Raw genomic sequence first — 20,847 nt, 5'->3', positions numbered from 1 at the left:
TGAGAACCGTGTGCCGCAAGGTGCGACGCAGATCACCCCGGACATGCTCAGCCTGATCGAGTTGGACCAGGCCAGCATCGACCGCATCGTCGCCACCGTGCCGGGTGGTGCCGCCAACGTGCAGGAAATCTACCCGCTGGCGCCGCTTCAGGAAGGCATCCTCTACCATCACCTCAGTGCCGAGCAGGGCGACCCATACCTGCTGCAGACCCGCTTGGCCTTCGACAGCCAGGATCGCTTGCAGGCCTGTGCCGAGGCCTTGCAACAGGTCATCGACCGCCACGACATCCTGCGCACCTCGGTGGTCTGGGAAGGGTTGGGCGAGCCGGTGCAGGTGGTCTGGCGCCAGGCCCAGCTTGCAGTCAACGAAGTCACCGGGCTCGGCGAAGAGGCGGTGATCGAGCGGTTGCACGCGCACTTCGATGCCCGCCTGCAACGCCTGGACCTGACCCAGGCGCCGCTGCTGCGCCTGACGTACGCCTTGGACCCGGCCCTGCAGCGGGTGGTGGCCGTCCTGCACTTCCACCACCTGACCCTGGACCACACGGCGATGGAGGTGATCGTCCACGAGCTGCAGGCGATTCTCTCCGGTCGCCAGCACCTGTTGAGCGCGCCCGTGCCGTACCGCACCTACGTGGCCCAGGTACGCCTGGGCGCCGCCGAGGCGGGGCACGAGGCGTTCTTCCGCGACATGCTCGGCGATGTCGACGAGCCCACCCTGCCGATGGGCCTGGCCGATGTGCAGGGCGACGGGCGCGATATCGAGGAGTCGCGCCTGCCGCTGGATCTGGCCTTGTCGCGCCGGGTGCGCGAGCAGGCAAGGGCCCTTGGGGTCAGCGCCGCGAGCCTGATGCACCTGGCCTGGGCACGCGTGGTGGGTGTGCTGGCGGGGCGTCGCGACGTGGTGTTCGGCACCGTGCTGATGGGCCGCCTGCAAGGCGGCGAGGGCGCCGACCGGGCGCTGGGGGTGTTCATCAACACCTTGCCGCTGCGCATCGACACCGCCAAGGGCACCCGCGCCGCGGTGCAGGCCACCCACCAGCGGCTGTCGGCGCTGCTCGGGCATGAGCATGCGTCATTGGCGTTGGCCCAGCGTTGCAGCGGCGTGCCGGCCTCGGCGCCGCTATTCAGTGCCTTGCTCAACTACCGTCACAGCCCGACGGATAAGGCCGGTGTGGATGCTTCAGGGTTCCAGGGCATGCATCAGCTGGGCGGTGAAGAACGCAGCAATTACCCGCTGACCCTGAGCGTGGACGACCACGGGGAAGGCTTCAGCCTCAGCGTGCTGGCCCAGTTGGGGATTGGTGCCGAACGGGTCGCAGGTTGGATGACCGCTGCCGTGAGCCAGTTGATCCAGGCGTTGGAGCAGGGTGGCGCGGCGCAGGTCGACAGGCTGCCCATCCTCGACGGTGCGCAGCGAGGCCAGGTGCTTGAAGGTTTCAATGCCACGGCCGTGGACTACCCGCAAGGGCAGACCGTGCACGCGTTGGTCGAGGCTCAATCGCCCGAAGCATTGGCCGTTGTACAGGGTGAACTGGGCCTGAGCTACGGCGAGCTCAACCAGCGTGCCAACCGCCTGGCTCATCACCTGATCGAGCGTGGCGTGGTCTTGGGCGACCGTGTGGCGCTGTGCCTGGAACGTGGTCCGCAACGGATGGTGGCGATGCTGGCCGTGCTCAAGGCCGGCGCGGCGTATGTGCCGGTCGATCCGGGCTATCCGGCGCAGCGGATTGCCTATCTGCTCAGCGACAGCGCGCCAGCGCTGGTGCTGGTCGAATCGACCACCGAAGCGTTGGTCGGCGATGTAGCTAAAGTCTTGATGGATGGCGATGACTGGCTCGACCAGGCGGCCAGCAACCCTGTGGTTGCAGGGCTGGACGCGCATCAGTTGGCCTATGTCATCTACACCTCCGGTTCCACCGGCCAGCCCAAGGGGGTGATGGTCGAGCACCGCACCCTGGCCAACCTGATTCACTGGCATTGCCAGGCGTTCGATCTGGGCGCAGGCAGCCACACCTCCAGCGTCGCCGGTTTCGGTTTCGACGCCATGGCCTGGGAAGCCTGGCCGGCCCTGTGCGCCGGGGCGGTGCTGCACCTGCCGCCGGCGTCCATCGGCGGCGAGCATGTCGATGAACTGCTCGACTGGTGGCTGGAGCAGCCGCTGCACGTGAGCTTCCTGCCGACACCAGTCGCCGAGCAGGCGCTGCGCCGCGAACGCCAGCACCCGACCCTGCGCACGCTGCTGGTCGGCGGTGATCGCCTGCGCCAGTTCGACCGTGATCCGGGCTTTGCGCTGGTCAACAACTATGGCCCGACCGAAACCACCGTGGTGGCGACGTCGGGGCAACTGCAACCGGGCGGTGCGCTGCATATCGGCAAGCCGACCGCCAACACCTGCGTCTATGTGTTGGACGAGCAACGCCAACCCGTACCGGTGGGTGTGATTGGCGAGTTGTACATCGGTGGTGCGCAGGTCGCCCGAGGTTACCTCAACCGTCCTGAACTGACCGCCGAGCGTTTCCTCGACGATCCGTTCAACGGCGGCCGGATGTACCGCACGGGCGATCTGGTGCGCTGGAATGCCGACGGCACGCTGGACTACCAGGGCCGCAATGACGACCAGGTGAAGATCCGTGGCGTGCGGGTCGAGCTGGGCGAGATCGAAGCCGCGCTGAAGGCTGAGCCGGGTATCGCGGATGCCGTGGTACTGGTGCGCAACGAACGCCTGCTGGCCTGGTTCACAGCAACCGCCGTGGTCGATCTCGACACCCTGCGCCAAGGGCTGCAAACCCGTCTTCCGGGCCACTTGATACCGCAAGCCTTCGTGCACCTGGACGAGTTGCCACTGACCCGCCACGGCAAGCTGGACCGCAAGGCTTTGCCGGAGCCGGCCATACTCGCCGACCAGGCCTACGCCATGCCGGAAGGCCCCGTGGAGACCATTATCGCGGCACTCTGGGCCGAGGTACTGGGCATTGCGCAGGTCGGTCGCCACGACAACTTCTTCGAACTCGGCGGCCACTCGCTGCTCGCGGTAAGCCTCACCGCGCGCCTGCGCCAGGCCGGCCTGCAGGCCGACGTGCGCACGTTGTTCGGCCAGCCAACGGTAGCGGCGTTGGCGGCGACCCTGGGCCATGGCCGCCAGGTCGAGGTGCCGGCCAACCGGATCCCGGCCGGCTGCACCCGGATCACTCCGGACATGCTGCCACTGGTGGACCTCGAACCGGCCGCCATCGAGCGCATCGTCGCCACGGTGCCGGGCGGCGCGGCCAACGTGCAGGACATCTACCCACTGGCGCCGTTGCAGGAAGGCATCCTTTACCACCACCTCAGCTCGCCGGAGCACGATCCCTATGTGCTGCAGTCGCGCATGGCCTTCACCAGCCGTGACCGGCTGTACGCCTTCGTCGATGCGCTGGGCAAGGTCATCGCCCGTCATGACGTGCTGCGTACTTCAGTGCTGTGGGACGGCCTGCCGCAGGCATTGCAAGTGGTCTGGCGCCAGGCTGACCTGGCGTTGCTCGAGGTGGCTGAAGAGGCAGCGGTGCCCCACGCTTTGGCCCTGGATCAGGCGCCACTGGTGCGCCTGTACCACTGGCCGGACGCGCAGGGCGCCGGACGGCAGGCTGTGCTGCAGTTCCACCATATCGTCCTCGACCATACCGCGCTGGATGTGCTCGGCCGGGAACTGGTCGGTTATCTGCAAGGTGCGTCGGTGCCCGCCGAACAGGGCGCGCCGTACCGCAACTACGTGGCCCAGGCGCGGCTGGGCGTCAGCCAGGCCGAGCACGAGGCGTTCTTCCGCGAGCAGTTGGGGGATATCGACGAGCCGACCCTGCCGTTCGGCCTGAGTGATGTGCAGGTCGATGGGCTCGGTATCGAAGAGGCCCAGCTGTGGCTGGACGAACCCCTGGCCACCGCTCTGCGTCAGCAGGCCCGGCAGCTGGGCATCAGCGTCGCCAGCCTGTTCCACCTGGCCTACGCCCGCTTGCTGGCCGCCGCCAGCGACCGTGACAGCGTGGTATTCGGCACCGTGCTGCTCGGTCGCCTGGAAGGCGGCGCGGGAGCGGACCAGGCGCTGGGCATGTTCATCAACACCTTGCCGCTGCGCCTGGACCTTGCAGGCATCAACCTGCAGGACGCTGTGCGTCAGACCCAGCAGCGCCTGAGCGCCTTGCTCGCCCATGAACATGCCTCGCTGGCCCTGGCCCAACGTTGCAGCGGCGTGCCGGCCCCGGCGCCGCTGTTCAGCGCGATGCTCAACTACCGCCACGGCAGCCAGGCGGACGAGGAGCAGCGTCAGGCCCTGCAAGGCATCGAGACCCTCGACAGCAACGAGCGCAGCAACTATCCGCTGAGCCTGAGCGTGGACGATATTGGCGAGCGCTTCCGCCTGGTCACCCTGGCCCCGGCGGCGGTCGGCGCCGCGCGTGTCTGCGAGCAGATGCGCCGGGTGCTGGAGGCCATGGCCGAGGCCTTGGCCCATCAGCCACGGCAAGCGCTGCTGCAACTACCAGTGCTGTCGGGCGAGGAACGCGACCAGCTGGTGCACGACTTCAACCGCACGGCGCAGCCCCACGACCTGAATCGGACCCTCCAGGAACTGTTCGAGGCCCAGGCCTTGCGCAGGCCCGAGGCCGTTGCGCTCAGCGCCGAGCAGGGTGAACTCAGTTATGAGCAGCTCAATGCCCAGGCCAACCGCCTGGCCCATCACCTGATCGCGCTGGGTGTGCGGCCCGACGACCGGGTGGCGATCTGTGTCGAGCGCGGGCTGTCGCTGGTGGTCGGCCTGCTGGCGATCCTCAAGGCCGGTGGTGCCTATGTGCCGCTGGACCCCGACTATCCAGCCGAACGGATCCGCCACATGCTGGTCGACAGCCAGCCAAGGGCGGTCCTGGTGCAGACGGCCACCCGGGCGCTGATGGGGGATCTGCCACTGACGCAGGTTGATCTCGACCAGGCGGACTGGACCCGTCAGCCAAGCCACAACCCACAGGTGCCGGGCCTGACCGCCGCCAACCTGGCCTATGTGATCTACACCTCCGGCTCCACCGGGCTGCCCAAGGGGGTGATGGTCGAGCACCGCAACGTGGTCAACCTGGTGCGCTGGAGCGCCGGGTTGTTCCCAGGTGAGGGTGCGTTGTTGCACAAGACCCCGGTGAGCTTCGACGCCTCGGTGTGGGAGCTGTTCTGGCCGCTGTGCAGCGGCGTGCGCCTGGTGCTGGCGCGCCCGGACGGCCACCGCGACCCGCAGTACGTGGCCGAGCTGATCCGCCAGCAACAGGTGGGCGTGGTGCAGTTTGTGCCGGCGCTGTTGCAACAGTTCCTCGAACACGACGCCAGCGCGGCCTGCGACAGCCTCACTGATATCGTCTGCGGCGGTGGCGAGCTGACCGAGGTCCTGGTGCGCCAGGTGCGCGAGCGCCTGCCACGGGCAAGGCTGCATAACGTCTACGGGCCGACCGAAACCACGGTCGATTGCAGCGTCTGCACTTTGCACCCGCAGGATCCGCTGACGCCGGGGGCGCTGCCGATTGGCCGGCCCATCGACAACACCCGTCTGTACGTGCTCGATGGCCACGACCAGCCTGTGCCATTGGGCGTCGCCGGCCAACTGCACATCGGCGGCGCCGGGGTGGCGCGTGGCTACCTGGGGTTGCCGGAGCAACAGGCCGAGCGCTTCATCGCCAGCCCGTTCGCCGACGGGGAGCGCCTGTACCGCAGTGGCGACCGTGTGCGCCAGCGCGCTGACGGCAGCCTTGAGTTCCTCGGCCGTACCGACCACCAGATCAAGCTGCGCGGCCTGCGCATCGAGCCGGGCGAGATCGAAGCCTGCCTCACCCGGGTGCCTGGGGTACGTGAAGCCGTGGTGCTGGTGCACGACGCCCAGCCGGCCGGCCCGCGCCTGGTGGCCTACGTCACCGGCGACGTGCCGCCCGCCGAGGCCTTGCGCGAAGCGCTGCTGGGGCAACTGCCCGAGTACATGGTCCCGGCGCTGTTCATGGCCCTCGACACCATGCCGCTGACCCCCAATGGCAAGCTTGACCGCAAGGCGCTGCCGCAGCCGGACCTGCCAGCGCGGGCCTACGAGGCGCCGCAGGGCGACACCGAACAGCTGCTGGCGCTTATCTGGGGCGAGCTGCTGGGCGTGGAGCGGATAGGGCGCCACGACAACTTCTTCGAACTGGGCGGCCACTCGCTGCTGGCCGTGACCCTAACCTCGCGCTTGCGCGAGGCGGGCCTGGAGGCCGACGTGCGCAGCCTGTTCGAACACCCGACGCTGGCAGGCTATGCCGCCATCACAGACAGAATGGAGATCGTCCTGTGAGCATCAACGAACTACTGGCGACCTTGGCCGCCAACAATGTCCAGCTGGCCCTCAAGGATGGCCAGCTGGTAGTCCAGGGCAATCGCCAGGCCCTGAGCGACGCCGCGTTGGTGGCGCGGCTGCGCGAGCACAAGCCGGCGCTGCTGGGGATGCTCGAGCGTGGCGAGTACGTGGCGGCGCGCCAGGGCAACGTCGAGGTACCGGAAAACCGCATTCCGGCCGGCTGCACTCGGATCACCCCAGCCATGCTCAGCCTGGTCGAACTCGACCAGGCCAGCATCGACCAACTGGTCGAAGGCGTGCCCGGCGGCGCGGTCAATGTGCAGGACATCTACCCGCTGGTGCCGTTGCAGCAAGGCATGCTGTTCCACCATGCCAGCGCCGGCGACCACGATCCCTACGTGATGCAGGCGCGCTTCGTGTTCGCCAGCAGCGCCCGGGTCGAGGCCTTCGCGCAGGCCCTGCAAGGGGTGATCGACCGTCACGACATCCTGCGCACCTCGGTGCACTGGAAGGCCCTGGAGACGCCGGTGCAGGTGGTCTGGCGCCGGGCCCGGCTGCGGGTCATCCAGCTCGCCGAGGGCCAGCTGCCGGACAGCGGCTTCGACCTGACCCAGGCACCGTTGATCCGCCTGCAATGCCAGGCGCCGGAGGCGGATGGGCAGGTCCACGCGACCCTGCAGTTCCACCACGTGGCCATGGACCACAGCGCCCTTGAGGTGGTGCGCCACGAGATGCTCGCCTTCCTGCTCGGCGAAAGTGCCCGGCTGGGCCGCCCGCTGCCGTTCCGCAACCATGTGGCCCAAGCCCTGCTGGGCATCGGCGAGGCCGAGCACGAGGCGTTCTTCCGCGAGATGCTCGGCGGCGTGGACGCGCCGACCCTGGCCTATGGCCTGGCCGATGTGCAGGGCGATGGCGCGGCGCTGAACGAGCACGCGCTGGACCTCGACCTGGCGTTGTGTCGCGAGCTGCGCGCCCATGCCCGCAGCCAGGGGGTGAGCGTCGCCAGCCTGTTCCACCTGGCCTGGGCACGGGTGCTGGGCGGCCTGACCGGGCGCGACCAGGTGGTGTTCGGCACCGTGCTGATGGGCCGCCTGCAAGGCGCCGAGGCTACCGACCGGGCGCTGGGCATCTTCATCAACACGCTGCCGTTGCGGGTGGACCTTAACGACGCCGACTTGGCCTGCGCGATCAAGGCCACCCACCAGCGCCTGAGCACGCTGATGCGCCATGAGCACGCGCCCCTGGCCCTGGCCCAGCGCTGCAGCGGCGTGGCAGCGCCGTCGCCGCTGTTCAATGCCTTGCTCAACTACCGCCACAGCGCGGCCTCGGGCTCCGAAGCGGTGCTGCGCGCCGGCTGGGCCGGGATCGAGATCGTGCATGCCGCCGAAGCCACCAACTACCCCTTGACCTTGAGTGTCGACGACTTCGGCGAAGCCTTCCGCCTGACCCTGCTGGCCAGTCCCGAGGTGCCGGCACGGCGCGTCTGCGCCTATCTGGAGCAGACCCTGCGCAGCCTGCTTGCGGCGACGCCCGCCACTGAAGTCAGGGCGCTGCCGATGCTGCCTGCCGACGAGCGTGAGGAGCTGCTGGAAACCTTCAACCAGACCCCGGGCATCGAACAGCCGCACGGTCCGCTGCATCGGCGCATCGAGGGCGTGGCCCAGGTCCATCCCCATGCCCTGGCCGCCACTGCCAACGAGCAGTCGCTGACCTACCAGCACCTGAACCAGCGCGCCAATGCCCTGGCCCACCACCTGATCGGTCTGGGCGTTCGTCCCGACGACCGCGTGGCAGTGTTCGCCCGCCGTGGCCTGGACACGCTGATTGGCCTGGTCGCGGTGCTCAAGGCCGGCGCCGGCTACGTGCCGGTGGACCCGGCCCACCCGGACGAGCGTGTGCGCTACCTGCTCGACGACAGCGCGCCAGTGGCCGTGCTGACCCAACACGGCTTGCGGGGGCGCCTGGGTGGCATCACGGTGCCCGTGCTGGTGCTCGATCAGCCTGACTGGCCGCAGCGGTTGGACGACCCCGTCGTCGCCCTGGGACCGGAACACCTGGCCTACGTGATCTACACCTCGGGCTCCACCGGGCAGCCGAAGGGGGTGATGGTCGAGCACCGCACCCTGAACAACCTGGTGGACTGGCACTGCCGGGCCTTCGATCTGTGCCTGGGCCGGCACACTTCGAGCCTGGCCGGTTTCGGCTTCGACGCCATGGCCTGGGAGGTCTGGCCGGCGCTATGCGCCGGGGCCACCCTGCACCTGGCACCCGCCGGCGAGGGCCACGAGGACCTCGATGCGTTGCTGGCCTGGTGGCGCGAGCAACCGCTGGATATCAGCTTCCTGCCGACGCCGGTGGCCGAATACGCTTTCAGTCATCAGCTCGGACACCCGACCCTGCGTACCCTGCTGATCGGCGGCGATCGCCTGCGTCAGTTCAATCGCACCCAGACCTTCGCCGTGGTCAACAACTACGGCCCGACCGAGACCACCGTGGTGGCCAGTTCCGGGGTGCTGGAGGCGGGGGGCGCGCTGCACATCGGCGGCCCCGTGGACAATGCCCGTCTGTACGTGCTCGACGCCGATCTGCAGCACGTGCCATTGGGCGTGGCGGGCGAGCTGTACATCGGCGGCTCCGGCGTCGCCCGTGGCTACCTCGGCCGCCCGCAGCTGACCGCCGAGCGTTTTCTGGACGATCCGTTCTCTACAACGCCGGGCGCGCGCATGTACCGCACCGGTGACCTGGTGCGTTGGCTGGCCGACGGCACCCTCGACTATCTGGGGCGCAACGACGACCAGGTGAAGATTCGCGGGGTGCGCATCGAGCTGGGAGAAATCGAGAACCGGCTGAACAGCCTGCCGGGCATCGGCGAGGCCGTGGTGGTGGCCCGCGAGGACCAGCCTGGCCAGCCGCGGCTGGTGGCGTATTTCACCGCGCAAGCCGGCCTCGAGGCGCCCTTGCCTGAGATCCTGCGCACGCAACTGCTCGCCCATCTGCCGGAGTACATGGTGCCGGTGGCCTTCGTCGCCCTGCAGGCGCTGCCGCTGACCGCCAACGGCAAGCTCGACCGCCGGGCGTTGCCGGCACCGGAGCGTTCGGCGCTGTTCGAGCATGGCTACGTGGCCCCCGAGGGTGAACTGGAAAGCGCCCTGGCCCAGCTGTGGGCCGAACTGCTGCAGGTGGAACAGGTCGGGCGGCATGACCATTTCTTCGCCCTGGGTGGCCATTCGCTGCTGGCCATGCGCATGGTGTCCCAGGTGCGCCTGCGGCTCGGCGTCGAGCTGACCCTGGCCGAGCTGTTCGCCAATCCCGAGCTGGCCGCCGTGGCCCAGGTGCTGGCCAGCGCCGGGCACAGCGCGCTGCCGGCCATCGTTGCGGTGTCCCGCGAGCAGCCCCTGCCGTTGTCGTTCGCCCAGCAGCGGCTGTGGTTCCTGGCCCAGCTGGAGGGCGGCAGCCAGGCCTATAACGTGCCGCTGGCCCTGGGCCTGCGCGGCTCGCTGGATGCCGACGCACTGGAGCGTGCCCTGCTGTGCATCGTCGCGCGCCATGAGGGCCTGCGCAGCCGCTTCGTGCCCGCAGGCGACAGTGCCGAGGTGCACATCGCCGACAGACCGCAACCGGGCTGGCTGCGGCGCCTGAGCCTGGCGCCCGATGACCTGGCCGCGCACCTGCAGGCCGAGGCCACCGCGCCGTTCGACCTGGTCGAGGGGCCCTTGCTGCGCGCCAGCCTGCTGCGCCTGGAGGATCAGCACCATGTGCTGCTGCTGACCCTGCACCATATCGTCGCCGACGGCTGGTCCCTCGGCGTGCTGACCCGTGAGCTGGGCGCGCTGTACCCGGCCATGCGCCAGGGCCTGGACGATCCGTTGCCGACCCTGGGGATCCAGTACGGTGACTACGCCGTGTGGCAGCGGCGCTGGCTGGCCGGTGAGCAGCTGCAACGCCAGGCCGACTACTGGCGCCAGGCCCTGGATGGCGCGCCGACCCTGTTGAGCCTGCCGAGTGATCGGCCACGGCCGCCACGCCAGGACTTCAGCGGCGCCAGCCTGGCGCTGCAGTTGGATGCGCGTCTCGGTGCCGGCCTGCGGGCCCTGGCCCAGCGGCATCAGGCGACCCTGTACATGGTGCTGCTCAGTGCCTGGGCCGCGACCTTGGCACGTCTGTCCGGGCAAAATGAGGTCGTGGTGGGCTGCCCGGTGGCCGGACGCGGCCATGCCGAGCTGGAGCCGCTGGTGGGGTTGTTCGTCAACACCCTGGCGCTGCGCATCGACATGTCGGGCGCGCCGAGCAGCGAGCGCCTGCTGGGTCAGGTGAAGGCCCGCCTGCTCGACGCCCAGGCGCATCAGGACCTGCCGTTCGAGCAGGTGGTGGAGATCGTCCGCCCGGCGCGCAGCCTCGGCCATACGCCGTTGTTCCAGACCACCCTCAACTGGCTGGCCACCGAGGGCGCCGCGCCGAGCCTGGCGGGATTGCGCCTGGAGGGCGTGGCCCAGGCCAACCAGGTGGCCAAGTTCGACCTGTCGCTGAGCATGGGCGAGCAGGGCGAGGCGCTGGTCGGCAGCCTCGAGTACGCCACGGCGCTGTTCGATGAAAGCAGCGTGCGCCGTTTCGCCGGTTACTTCGAGCGCCTGCTGCAGACGATGGTCGCCAACGACCAGGCCTCCCTGGCCGAGGTCGAACTGGTCGGTGACGTCGAACGCCGGCGCCTGCTGCAGACCTTCAACGGCAGTGCCCGGCCATTCCCGGTCGAGCAGACCCTGCCGACCCTGATCGAGGCCCAGGCCACCCGTGCCCCACAGGCGCTGGCCGCCGTGGCCGGCGATGCACGCCTGAGCTACGGCGAGCTGAACCAGCGCGCCAACGCCCTGGCCCATCACCTGATCGAACGGGGCGTGGGGCCCGACGACCGGGTGGCGGTGGTCGCCCGGCGCGGGTTGGATACCCTGGTGGCGCTGCTGGCGGTGCTCAAGGCCGGTGGCGCCTATGTGCCGGTGGACCCGACGCATCCGGATGAGCGCCTGCGCTACCTGCTCGAAGACAGCGCCCCCGTGGTGGTCCTGGCCCAGCAGGTGTTGCTGGCGCGCCTGGAGGGGTTGGCCGTGCCCGTGTTGGCACTGGACCGGGCGGACTGGCCGGCGCGCACGGAAAATCCCGGGCGGCACGACCTGTTGGCCAGCCACCTGGCCTACGTGATCTACACCTCCGGCTCCACCGGGCAGCCCAAGGGCGTGATGGTCGAGCACCGTACCCTGGCCAACCTGGTGCACTGGCACTGCAAGGCCTTCGAGCTGGGCGCCGGCGAGCACACTGCCAGCGTCGCCGGCTTCGGCTTCGACGCCATGGCCTGGGAGGTCTGGCCGGCCCTGTGCGCCGGTGCGGTGCTGCACCTGCCACCGGTCGAGCTGGGCAACGAGCAGCTCGACGGGCTGCTGGCCTGGTGGCTGGAGCAACCGCTGAAGGTGGCCTTCCTGCCAACGCCGGTCGCCGAATATGCCTTCACCCAGGGGCTGCGCCATCCGACCCTGCGCACCCTGCTGATCGGTGGCGACCGCCTGCGCCAGTTCACCAGCGATCCGGGCTGCGTGGTGGTCAACAACTACGGCCCCACCGAGGCGACGGTGGTCGCCACCTCCGGCCTGGTGCTGCCGGGCGGGGCGCTGGACATCGGCCGGCCGATCGCCAATGCCCGGATCTACCTGCTGGACGAGGCGCGGCAACTGGTACCGTGCGGCGTGACCGGCGAGCTCTACGTGGGCGGTGCCGGGGTGGCGCGGGGCTATCTGAACCGTGCGCAACTGACGGCCGAGCGCTTCCTCGACGACCCGTTCAGCGAGCAGCCCGGCGCACGCATGTACCGCACTGGCGACCTGGCCCGCTGGAACGCCGACGGCACCCTGGACTACCTGGGCCGCAACGACGACCAGGTGAAGGTGCGCGGCCTGCGCATCGAGCTGGGCGAGATCGAGGCACAACTGCTGGCCTTGCCCGGCGTCGCCGAAGCGCTGGTGCTGGCCCGCGAGGACCAGCCCGGCCAGCCGCGACTGGTGGCCTACTACATTGCCGGCCCCGAGGCGCAGCCGGTCGGTGCCCTGCGCGCTGCCCTGCAGCAGCGCCTGCCGGCCTACATGGTGCCGGCGGCCCTGGTGCGCCTGGATGCCTGGCCATTGACCGCCAACGGCAAGGTCGACCGCCGGGCGCTGCCGTTGCCTGAGCGCGAGGCGTCGGCCAGCCAGGCCCACGAGGCCGCCGAAGGCGCCCTGGAAACGGCCCTGGCCGAGCTCTGGTGCGAGCTGCTGCAGCTGGAACGGGTGGGGCGCCAGGACCGCTTCTTCGAACTGGGCGGCCATTCGCTGCTGGCCATGCGCATGGTCGGCCAGGTGCGTGCACGCCTCGGCCGGGAGTTGTCGCTGGGCGAGCTGTTCGCCGATGACCGTCTGCTGGCGGTGGCGGCGACCCTGGCCGAGCGCGGCGGCGAGGTGCTGCCGGCCATCGAACCGACGCCCCGTGGCCAGTCCCTGCCGCTGTCGTTCGCCCAGCAGCGCCTGTGGTTCCTGGCGCAGATGGACGATGCCAGCGCCGCCTACCATATTCCCCTGGGCTTGGTCATGCGCGGCCCGCTGGACCGTGCGGCGCTGGAGCGGGCACTGGGGCGCATCATCGAGCGTCACGAAAGCCTGCGCAGCCACTTCACCCAGGAAGGCGCCGAGGCGCGGGTGCGCGTGGCCCCAGGGCGTGGCGGCTTCGCCCTGGTCTGGCACGACCTGCGCGGCGCCGAGCAGCAGCTGCCCGAACTGATGCACGCCGAAGCGCTGCTGCCCTTCGACCTGGCGCACCAGTTGCCGGTGCGCGGCCGCCTGCTGTGCCTGGCGGCGGAGCATCATGTGCTGCTGCTGACCTTGCACCATATCGTCGCCGATGGCTGGTCGATGGGGGTGTTCACCCAGGAGCTGGCGGCGCTGTACCAGGCCTTCAGCGCAGGGCGCGACGACCCACTGCCGGCGCTGGCGATCCAGTACGGCGACTACGCCCTGTGGCAGCGCCGCTGGCTGGCCGGCGAGGCGCTGCAGCGCCAGGGCGAATACTGGCAACAGGCACTGGCCGGCGCGCCGGTGCTGCTGACCCTGCCGACCGACCGGCCGCGGCCTGCCCGCCAGGACTATCACGGTGACCGGGTCGAGATACGTTTGGACCGGCGTCTGAGCGAAGACCTCAAGGCGCTGTGCCTGCGCCACGGGGTCACCCCGTTCATGCTGTTCGGCGCCGCCTGGGCGGCGCTGCTGGCGCGGCTGTCCGGCCAGGCCGAGGTGGTGATCGGCACGCCGGTGGCCAACCGTCGGCAGGCCGAGGTCGAAGGGCTGATCGGGCTGTTCGTCAACTCCCTGGCCCTGCGCATCGATACCGCCGGACTGCCCGACGTCGGCGCGCTGTTGGCGCGGGTCAAGGCCTGCGTCAGCCAGGCCCAGGACCATCAGGACCTGCCGTTCGAACAGGTGGTGGAACTGCTGCACCCGCCGCGCAGCCTGGCCCATACCCCGCTGTACCAGGTGTCGCTGGCCTGGAACGGCGTCCCGGCCGAGGCCCTGCAACTGGGCGACCTGCAACTGGAGGCGCTGGGCGGCGCGCAGACCTTGGCCAAGTTCGACCTGACCCTGAGCCTGGGCGAGACCGCCGACGGCTACGGCGGTGCCCTGGAGTTCGCCACGGCGCTGTTCGACCGGGCGACCATCGAGCGCCATGTCGGCTACCTGGAGCAACTGCTATGGGCGATGGCTGGCAGTGACCAGGCGGTGCCGGCGAAGGTCGAGCTGCTGGGCGCCGCCGAGCGTCGCCAGGAGCTGGTGACCTGCAATGCCAGCGAATTGGTCGGCGGCTTGCAGCAACCGGTGCAGGCGTTGTTCGAGGCGCAGGTGGCGCGCATGCCGCAGGCGTTGGCGGTGCAGGCCGAGGACGGCCAGATGAGCTACCGGCAACTGAACGAGGCGGCCAACCGCCTGGCCCATCAACTGATCGCCCAGGGCGTGGTCGCCGACAGCCGGGTCGCGGTGTGCCTGGCCCGTGGGCCGCAGTTGCTGGTCGGACTGCTGGCGGTGCTCAAGGCCGGCGGCGCATACGTGCCGCTGGACCCGGGCTACCCCGACGAACGCCTGGCCTACATGCTTGCCGACAGCGCGCCGCTGGCGTTGCTGGTGGATGCCGGCAGCCGCGGGCGCTTCGCCGACAGCCGGGTACCGCGCCTGGACCTCGATCAGCCGGCCTGGGCCGGCCAGTCGCCGGACAATCCGCAAGTCCCGGGGCTGGGGGCCCGCCACCTGGCTTACGTGATCTACACCTCCGGCTCCACGGGCATGCCGAAAGGGGTGATGGTCGAGCACCGCAGCCTGTGCAACCTGGTGCACTGGAGCTCGCGGCTGATCGCCCCGACCGTCGAGGGCGCGCTGCTGCACAAGACCCCGGTGAGCTTCGACGCCTCGGTGTGGGAATTGTTCTGGCCGCTGTGCGCCGGCCTGCGCCTGGTGCTGGCGCGTCCGGACGGCCAGCGCGATCCGGCCTACCTGGCGGCGCTGATCCAGCGCCAGCGGGTCAGCGTGGTGCAGTTCGTGCCGGCGCTGCTGCAGCAGTTCCTTGCCCTGGAGGCCAGCGCGGCCTGCGACAGCCTCACCGATATCGTCTGCGGCGGCGGCGAGCTGACCACGGCATTGCTGCAACAGGTGCGCGAGCGCCTGCCACAGGTGCGGCTGCACAACGTCTATGGCCCGACCGAGGCTACCGTCGATTGCAGCGTCTGGACCCTGGAGCCTGGGCAAGCGCTGCCTGTAAGCGCGCCACCGATCGGCCGGCCGATCGCCAATACCCGGCTGTACGTGCTCGACCGCAACGGCCTGCCGGTGCCCCGTGGCGTGGTGGGCGAGCTGCACATCGGCGGCGTCGGCGTGGCCCGTGGCTACCTGGGCCTGCCGGAACTGGATGCCGAGCGCTTCGGCGACAGCCCGTTCGTGGTCGGTGAGCGTCTGTACCGCAGCGGCGACCTGGTGCGCCGCCGCGCCGACGGCGAGCTGGAATTCCTCGGCCGCGACGATTTCCAGGTCAAGCTGCATGGCCTGCGCATCGAACTGGGCGAGATCGAGGCGTGCCTGGCCAGTCATCCGGCCATTCGTGAAGTGGCGGTGCTGCTGCGTGGCGAACGGTTGGTCGCCTGGTTTACCGCCCATGATGAGGCGCCTGGAATCGAGTCACTACGCCGGCATGCCCTGGCGCAGCTGCCGGACTACATGGTGCCGTCGGCCTATGTGGCGATGCCGGCCATGCCGCTGACCGCCAACGGCAAGCTCGACCGCCAGGCGCTGCCCGAGCCGGGTGCCGAGTCTGTGCTCAGCCGTGCCTACGAGGCGCCGCAAGGCGAGGCCGAAACCCATCTGGCAGCGCTTTGGGCCGAGCTGTTGAACGTGCCGAGGGTAGGGCGCCAGGACCACTTCTTCGAACTGGGCGGCCACTCGCTGCTGGCGGTGACCCTGATTGCCCGCCTGCGTGCCGAAGGCCTGGAGGCGGATATCCGTGTGTTGTTCGCCGAGCCGACCCTGGCCGCCCTGGCCGCGACCCTGGGCCAGCATGGCGGGCCCCGGGTGCCGGCCAACCGTATTGGCGTCGGCTGCCGACGCATCACCCCGGACCTGCTGGCGCTGGTGGCGCTGGACCAGGCGGCCATCGACCGCATCGTCGCCCAGGTCCCGGGTGGTGCCGCCAATGTGCAGGACATCTACCCGCTGGGGCCGTTGCAGGCGGGGATTCTCTACCACCACCTGGCCAGCGAGGGTGATGATCCGTACCTGTTGCAGGCGCGTTTCGCCGTGGCCGACCGCGCGCGGCTGGAGGCGCTGCAGCGGGCCTTGGACCAGGTAATCGCCCGTCACGATATCCTGCGTTCCTCGCTTTACTGGGACGGCCTCGCCGAACCGGTGCAGGTGGTGTGGCGCCAGGCATCGCTGCCGGTACAGGAGGTGACCCCGCAGACGCCCCCGGTCTTGCGCCTGGACCTGACCCGCGCCCCCATGCTGCGCTTGCTGCACAGCCAGGACCCGGCCAGCGGTCGCATCACCGCGACCTTGCTGTTCCACCACCTGGTCATGGACCATGTGGCCCAGGATGTGCTGCGCGCCGAACTGCAGGCCTGCCTGCTTGGCGAGCAGCACCGGTTGCCCGCGCCGGTGCCGTACCGCAACTACATCGCCCAGGTGCTGCACGGCGCGGACGAGGCCGGGCACGAGGCGTTCTTCCGCGAACAACTGGGCGACATTGACGAGCCAACCTTGCCCTACGGACCGCATCCGCTGGCGCATCAGGGCGCCGAGGCCGAAGCTCGGATACTGCTGGACGACGGGCTGGCGCGATGCCTGCGCGAGCAAGCGCGATTGCTGGGTGTCGGTGCCGCTAGCCTGATGCACTTAGCCTGGGGGATGGTGCTGGGGCAGTTGTCGGGGCGCGACAGCGTGGTGTTCGGCACCGTGCTGCTCGGTCGCCTGCAGGGTGGCGAAGGCGTGGAGCGCGCCCTGGGCGTGTTCATCAACACCTTGCCGCTGCGTCTGGAGGTGGGCCGCCTGCCGGTACGCGAGGCGTTGCTCGACACCCACCGCCGGCTCACCGGGCTGCTGGTGCACGAGCATGCGCAACTGGCTCTGGCCCAGCGCTGCAGCGCGCTGCCGCCTGGCGCGCCACTGTTCAGTGCCTTGCTCAACTACCGCCACAGTGCCACGGCCCTGGTCCGCGACAGCGCGGCCGGGCGTGCGTGGGAAGGCATCGAGCTGCTGCATGCCGAGGAACGCAGCAACTACCCGCTGGCCCTGAGCATCGACGACCTGGGTGAAGGCTTCGGCCTGACCGCGCAGTGCGCGCCGGGCCTGGATGCGCGGCGCCTGTGCGGTTATCTGCAGCAGGCGCTGGAAAACCTGGTCGAGGCCCTGGCGCAGGATCCCGAGCGAGGCCTGGAACAGCTGGACATCGTGCCGGCCGAGGAACGCCAGCGGCTCTTGGTGGGTTACAACGCCACGCAGCGTGACTACCCGCGGCAACTGCCCGTGCAGCATCTGTTCGAGCAGCAAGTGGCACGGCACCCGCGTGCGCTGGCGGCGCGCCATGATGAACGTCAGCTCACCTATGGCGAACTCAACGAGCAAGCCAACCGCCTGGCCCATTGGCTGATCGGCGAGGGCGTGGCGGCAGGTGACCCGGTGGCGATCCTGCTGCCGCGTTCGTTGCCGTTGCTGGTGGCGCAACTGGCCGTGCTCAAGTGCGCGGCCATCTATGTGCCGTTGGACATCAACGCCCCGGCCGAGCGTCAGGCATTCATGGTTCAGGACTGCCAGGCGGTGGCGCTGCTGACCCTCGGCAGCCTGGCGGCGGAATGTGAGGCGCGGCGCATCGATCTGGATTGCCTGGCCCTCGACGACCAGCCGGCGCACAACCCGAACCTCGCGCAGGAGGCCGACGCGGTGGCCTACGTGATGTACACCTCGGGCTCCACCGGCACGCCGAAGGGAGTGCGGGTGACCCATCGCGGCATCACCCGGCTGGTGCTGAACAACGGCTATGCCGACTTCGACGCCAGCGACCGTTTCGCCTTCGTCTCCAACCCGGCGTTCGACGCCGCCACCCTGGATGTCTGGGGCGGCCTGCTCAACGGCGGCCAGGTGCTGGTGATCGATCACCAGACCCTGGTCGAGCCGGCGCAGTTCGCCAGCGCGTTGCGCCAGGGCGGCGCCAGCGTGATGTTCGTCACCACGGCGCTGTTCAACCAGTATGTGCAGCTGATCCCCGAGGCCCTGGCAGGGCTGCGGGTCCTGCTGTGCGGCGGCGAGCGCGGCGAGCCCGCCAGTTTCCGGGCGTTGCTGGCGCGGGCGCCGAGCCTGCGCCTGGTGCACTGCTACGGGCCCACCGAGACCACCACCTTCGCCACCGCCTGCACCGTGCGGGCCGTGGCCGACGGCGCCGAGCACGTGCCGATCGGCGGCCCGATCGGCAATACCACGGCCTATGTCCTCGATGCACACGGGCGGCTGTTGCCCGAAGGCGTGACTGGTGAGCTGTACATTGGCGGCGACGGCGTCGCGCTGGGCTACCTGAATCGCCCGCAACTGACGGCCGAGCGTTTCCTCGACGACCCGTTCGGTGCTGGGCCTGGCGCGAGGTTGTACCGCACCGGCGACCTGGCCCGCTGGCGTGATGACGGCCAGCTGGAATGCCTGGGCCGCACCGACGATCAGGTGAAGATCCGTGGTTTCCGCATCGAGCTGGGCGAGATCGAGCAGCACCTGGCCCAGTGCCCGGGCGTCGACGAAGTCGTGGTCATGGCCCTGCGCCTGGAACAGGGGCCGCTGCGGCTGGTGGCCTGGTACACCCGCACCGACACGGCCCTCGATGGTGTGGCGCTGCGTGGCTTCCTGCGCGAACGGCTGCCGGAGTACATGCTGCCGGCGGCGTTCGTCGCGCTTGCGGCGCTGCCGTTGACCAACAATGGCAAGGTCGACCGCCGGGCGCTGCCACTGCCAGGTGCCCAGGACCTTGCAGTGGCGGTGTTCGAGGCCGCTGCAACGCCGGTCGAGCAGGCGTTGGCCGCGCTGTGGGCGCAGGTGCTGGAAGTCGAGCGGGTGGGGCGCCATGACAGCTTCTTCGAACTGGGCGGGCATTCGCTGTCGGCGATCCGCCTGGTGGGCGAGATGCGCCAGGCCGGCCTGCACACGACCCTGGCGGAGTTGTTCCAGCACCCGACCATCGCCACCCTGGCAGCGCGCCTGGGCGAGGGCGCGGAAGAGGACGAAGGCCTGGTCACGGTGCGCGCCGCAGGCAGTCAGCCGGCATTGTTCCTGATCCACGAGTTCAGTGGCCTGGACCTGTACTTCCCGGTCCTGGGGCGGCATATCGAAGGTGATTTCCCCGTCTACGGCCTGGCTGGCGTCGCCCCCGGGGAAGCGCAGCTGAACACCATGGAGTGCCTGGCGGCGCGCCTGGTAGGGCGGATCCGCGCCGTGCAGCCCCACGGGCCGTATCGGCTGGCGGGCTGGTCGTTCGGCGGCGTGCTGGCCTACGAGGTGGCCGCGCAGTTGCTGGGCGCGGACGAGCCGGTGGCCTTCGTCGGCCTCATCGACACCTACGTGCCGCGCCTGAGCGACCAGGGCAAGGCGCGCTGGCAAGGGCCGCATCTGTTGCAAGGACAGCTGTTGCTGCATTGCCGGGTGCATTGGCAGGCGCAGGGCGAGGCTGGGGCGGCGCAGTTGGCCGAAATCGAGGCATTGCAGCCCGGGGCGCTGGCCTTCGATGCGCTGCTCGCCCACTGCCGTGAGCGCCAGCTCCTGGTGCCCGGCCTGGTCCAGGCCAGCGACGGGCAATTGCGCCACTTCTTCGAGCGTCACCTGGCCCATGGGCATGCCTTGGCGCATTACCGCCTGGCACCGTTGCCGGTGCCACTGCACCTGTTCCTGGCCGAGCAGCGCAGCGCCGGCATCGTCACCGACAGCCCGACCCTGGGTTGGGCCGAGGCCTTGCCGGGGCAGGCGTTGCATTGCCTGAGCGTGCCGGGCGACCACCAGAGCATGGTGCAGGATCCGCAGGCGGCGGTGTTGGGCCAGGCCATCGCGCAGGCGATGCAGGCCGCTCCCGGTCTGTTGCCGCCGGCGCACCAGCCGCTGCTGGCGATCCAGAGCGGTACGCCGTCCCATGTGCCGGTGTTCTGCGTGCCGGGGGCCGGTGACAGCGTGACCAGCTTTATCGGCCTGGCCGAGGCGCTGGGGCCGGACTGGCCGGTGCATGGCTTGCAGGCCCGGGGCCTTGCCGTGGGTGAGGTGCCGCACAGCGCGGTGGAGGCCGCCGCCGACTGCCATGTCCGGGCCATCGAGGCGCTGTACCCCGAAGGCCCGTTGAACCTGGTCGGGCATTCGTTCGGTGGCTGGGTGGCCCATGCCATGGCGCTACGCCTGCAGGCCAAGGGGCGTGAAGTGCGCTCCCTGACCCTGATCGACAGCGAGGCGCCGGGCGCGGGGGGCAGCTGCGGCAAACCGTACACCTTTACCCAGGCCCTGCAGCGGCTGATCGAGTCGTTGCAGCTGTCCACCGGCAAGTCGTTGGGCATCGAACCTGCGGTCTTTGCCGAAGCTGACGATCAGGAGCAACTGCGCCAGTTGCACGCGGCCATGGTGCGGGTCGGCCTGATGCCGTCGCGTTCTTCGGCTCAGGCGCTCGAGGGCGTGGTGCGGACCTTCGCCACGGCCCTGCGCACGGTGTACCGTCCCGACGGCGGGTTCAACGGTCTGGCGCGGCTGGTACTGGTGGCTGATCCGAGCCTGGATCTCGCCGGCAACCAGCGTGAACAGCAGGCCATGGAGCAGGGCTGGCGCGAGTGGCTGCCGCAACTGGAGGTATGGCAGGGGCCGGGCAACCACTTCAGCATCCTCAAGGTGCCGGATGTGTTCAGCCTGGCGGCGTGGTGGCATGACGGGCAGGCCCTGTATCACGGCAGGGTGAAGCAGTAA

The 20,847-nt window shown here is 69.7% G+C and carries 2 protein-coding genes (1 of these 2 cut by a window edge); both read left to right on the top strand.

All coding sequences use genetic code 11. From position 1 onward, the window contains the following. A protein-coding gene (locus tag AC25M7_RS11765; RefSeq protein ID WP_486971083.1) for a non-ribosomal peptide synthase/polyketide synthase crosses the window boundary here: on the top strand, positions 1-6,328 show its 3' end. 19,121 nt of this gene lie to the left of the window's left edge; the window shows 6,328 of its 25,449 coding nt (coding positions 19,122-25,449); its start codon lies beyond the left edge, outside the window; it ends in the stop codon at positions 6,326-6,328. Beyond that, entirely contained in the window at positions 6,325-20,847 is a 14,523-nt protein-coding gene (locus AC25M7_RS11760; RefSeq protein ID WP_486971082.1) for an amino acid adenylation domain-containing protein, read from the top strand. Before AC25M7_RS11765 ends, AC25M7_RS11760 begins: the two co-directional genes overlap by 4 nt.

The organism is Pseudomonas sp. P106(2024), assembly GCF_057480815.1.
This window is presented reverse-complemented; position numbering and strand designations above follow the sequence as displayed.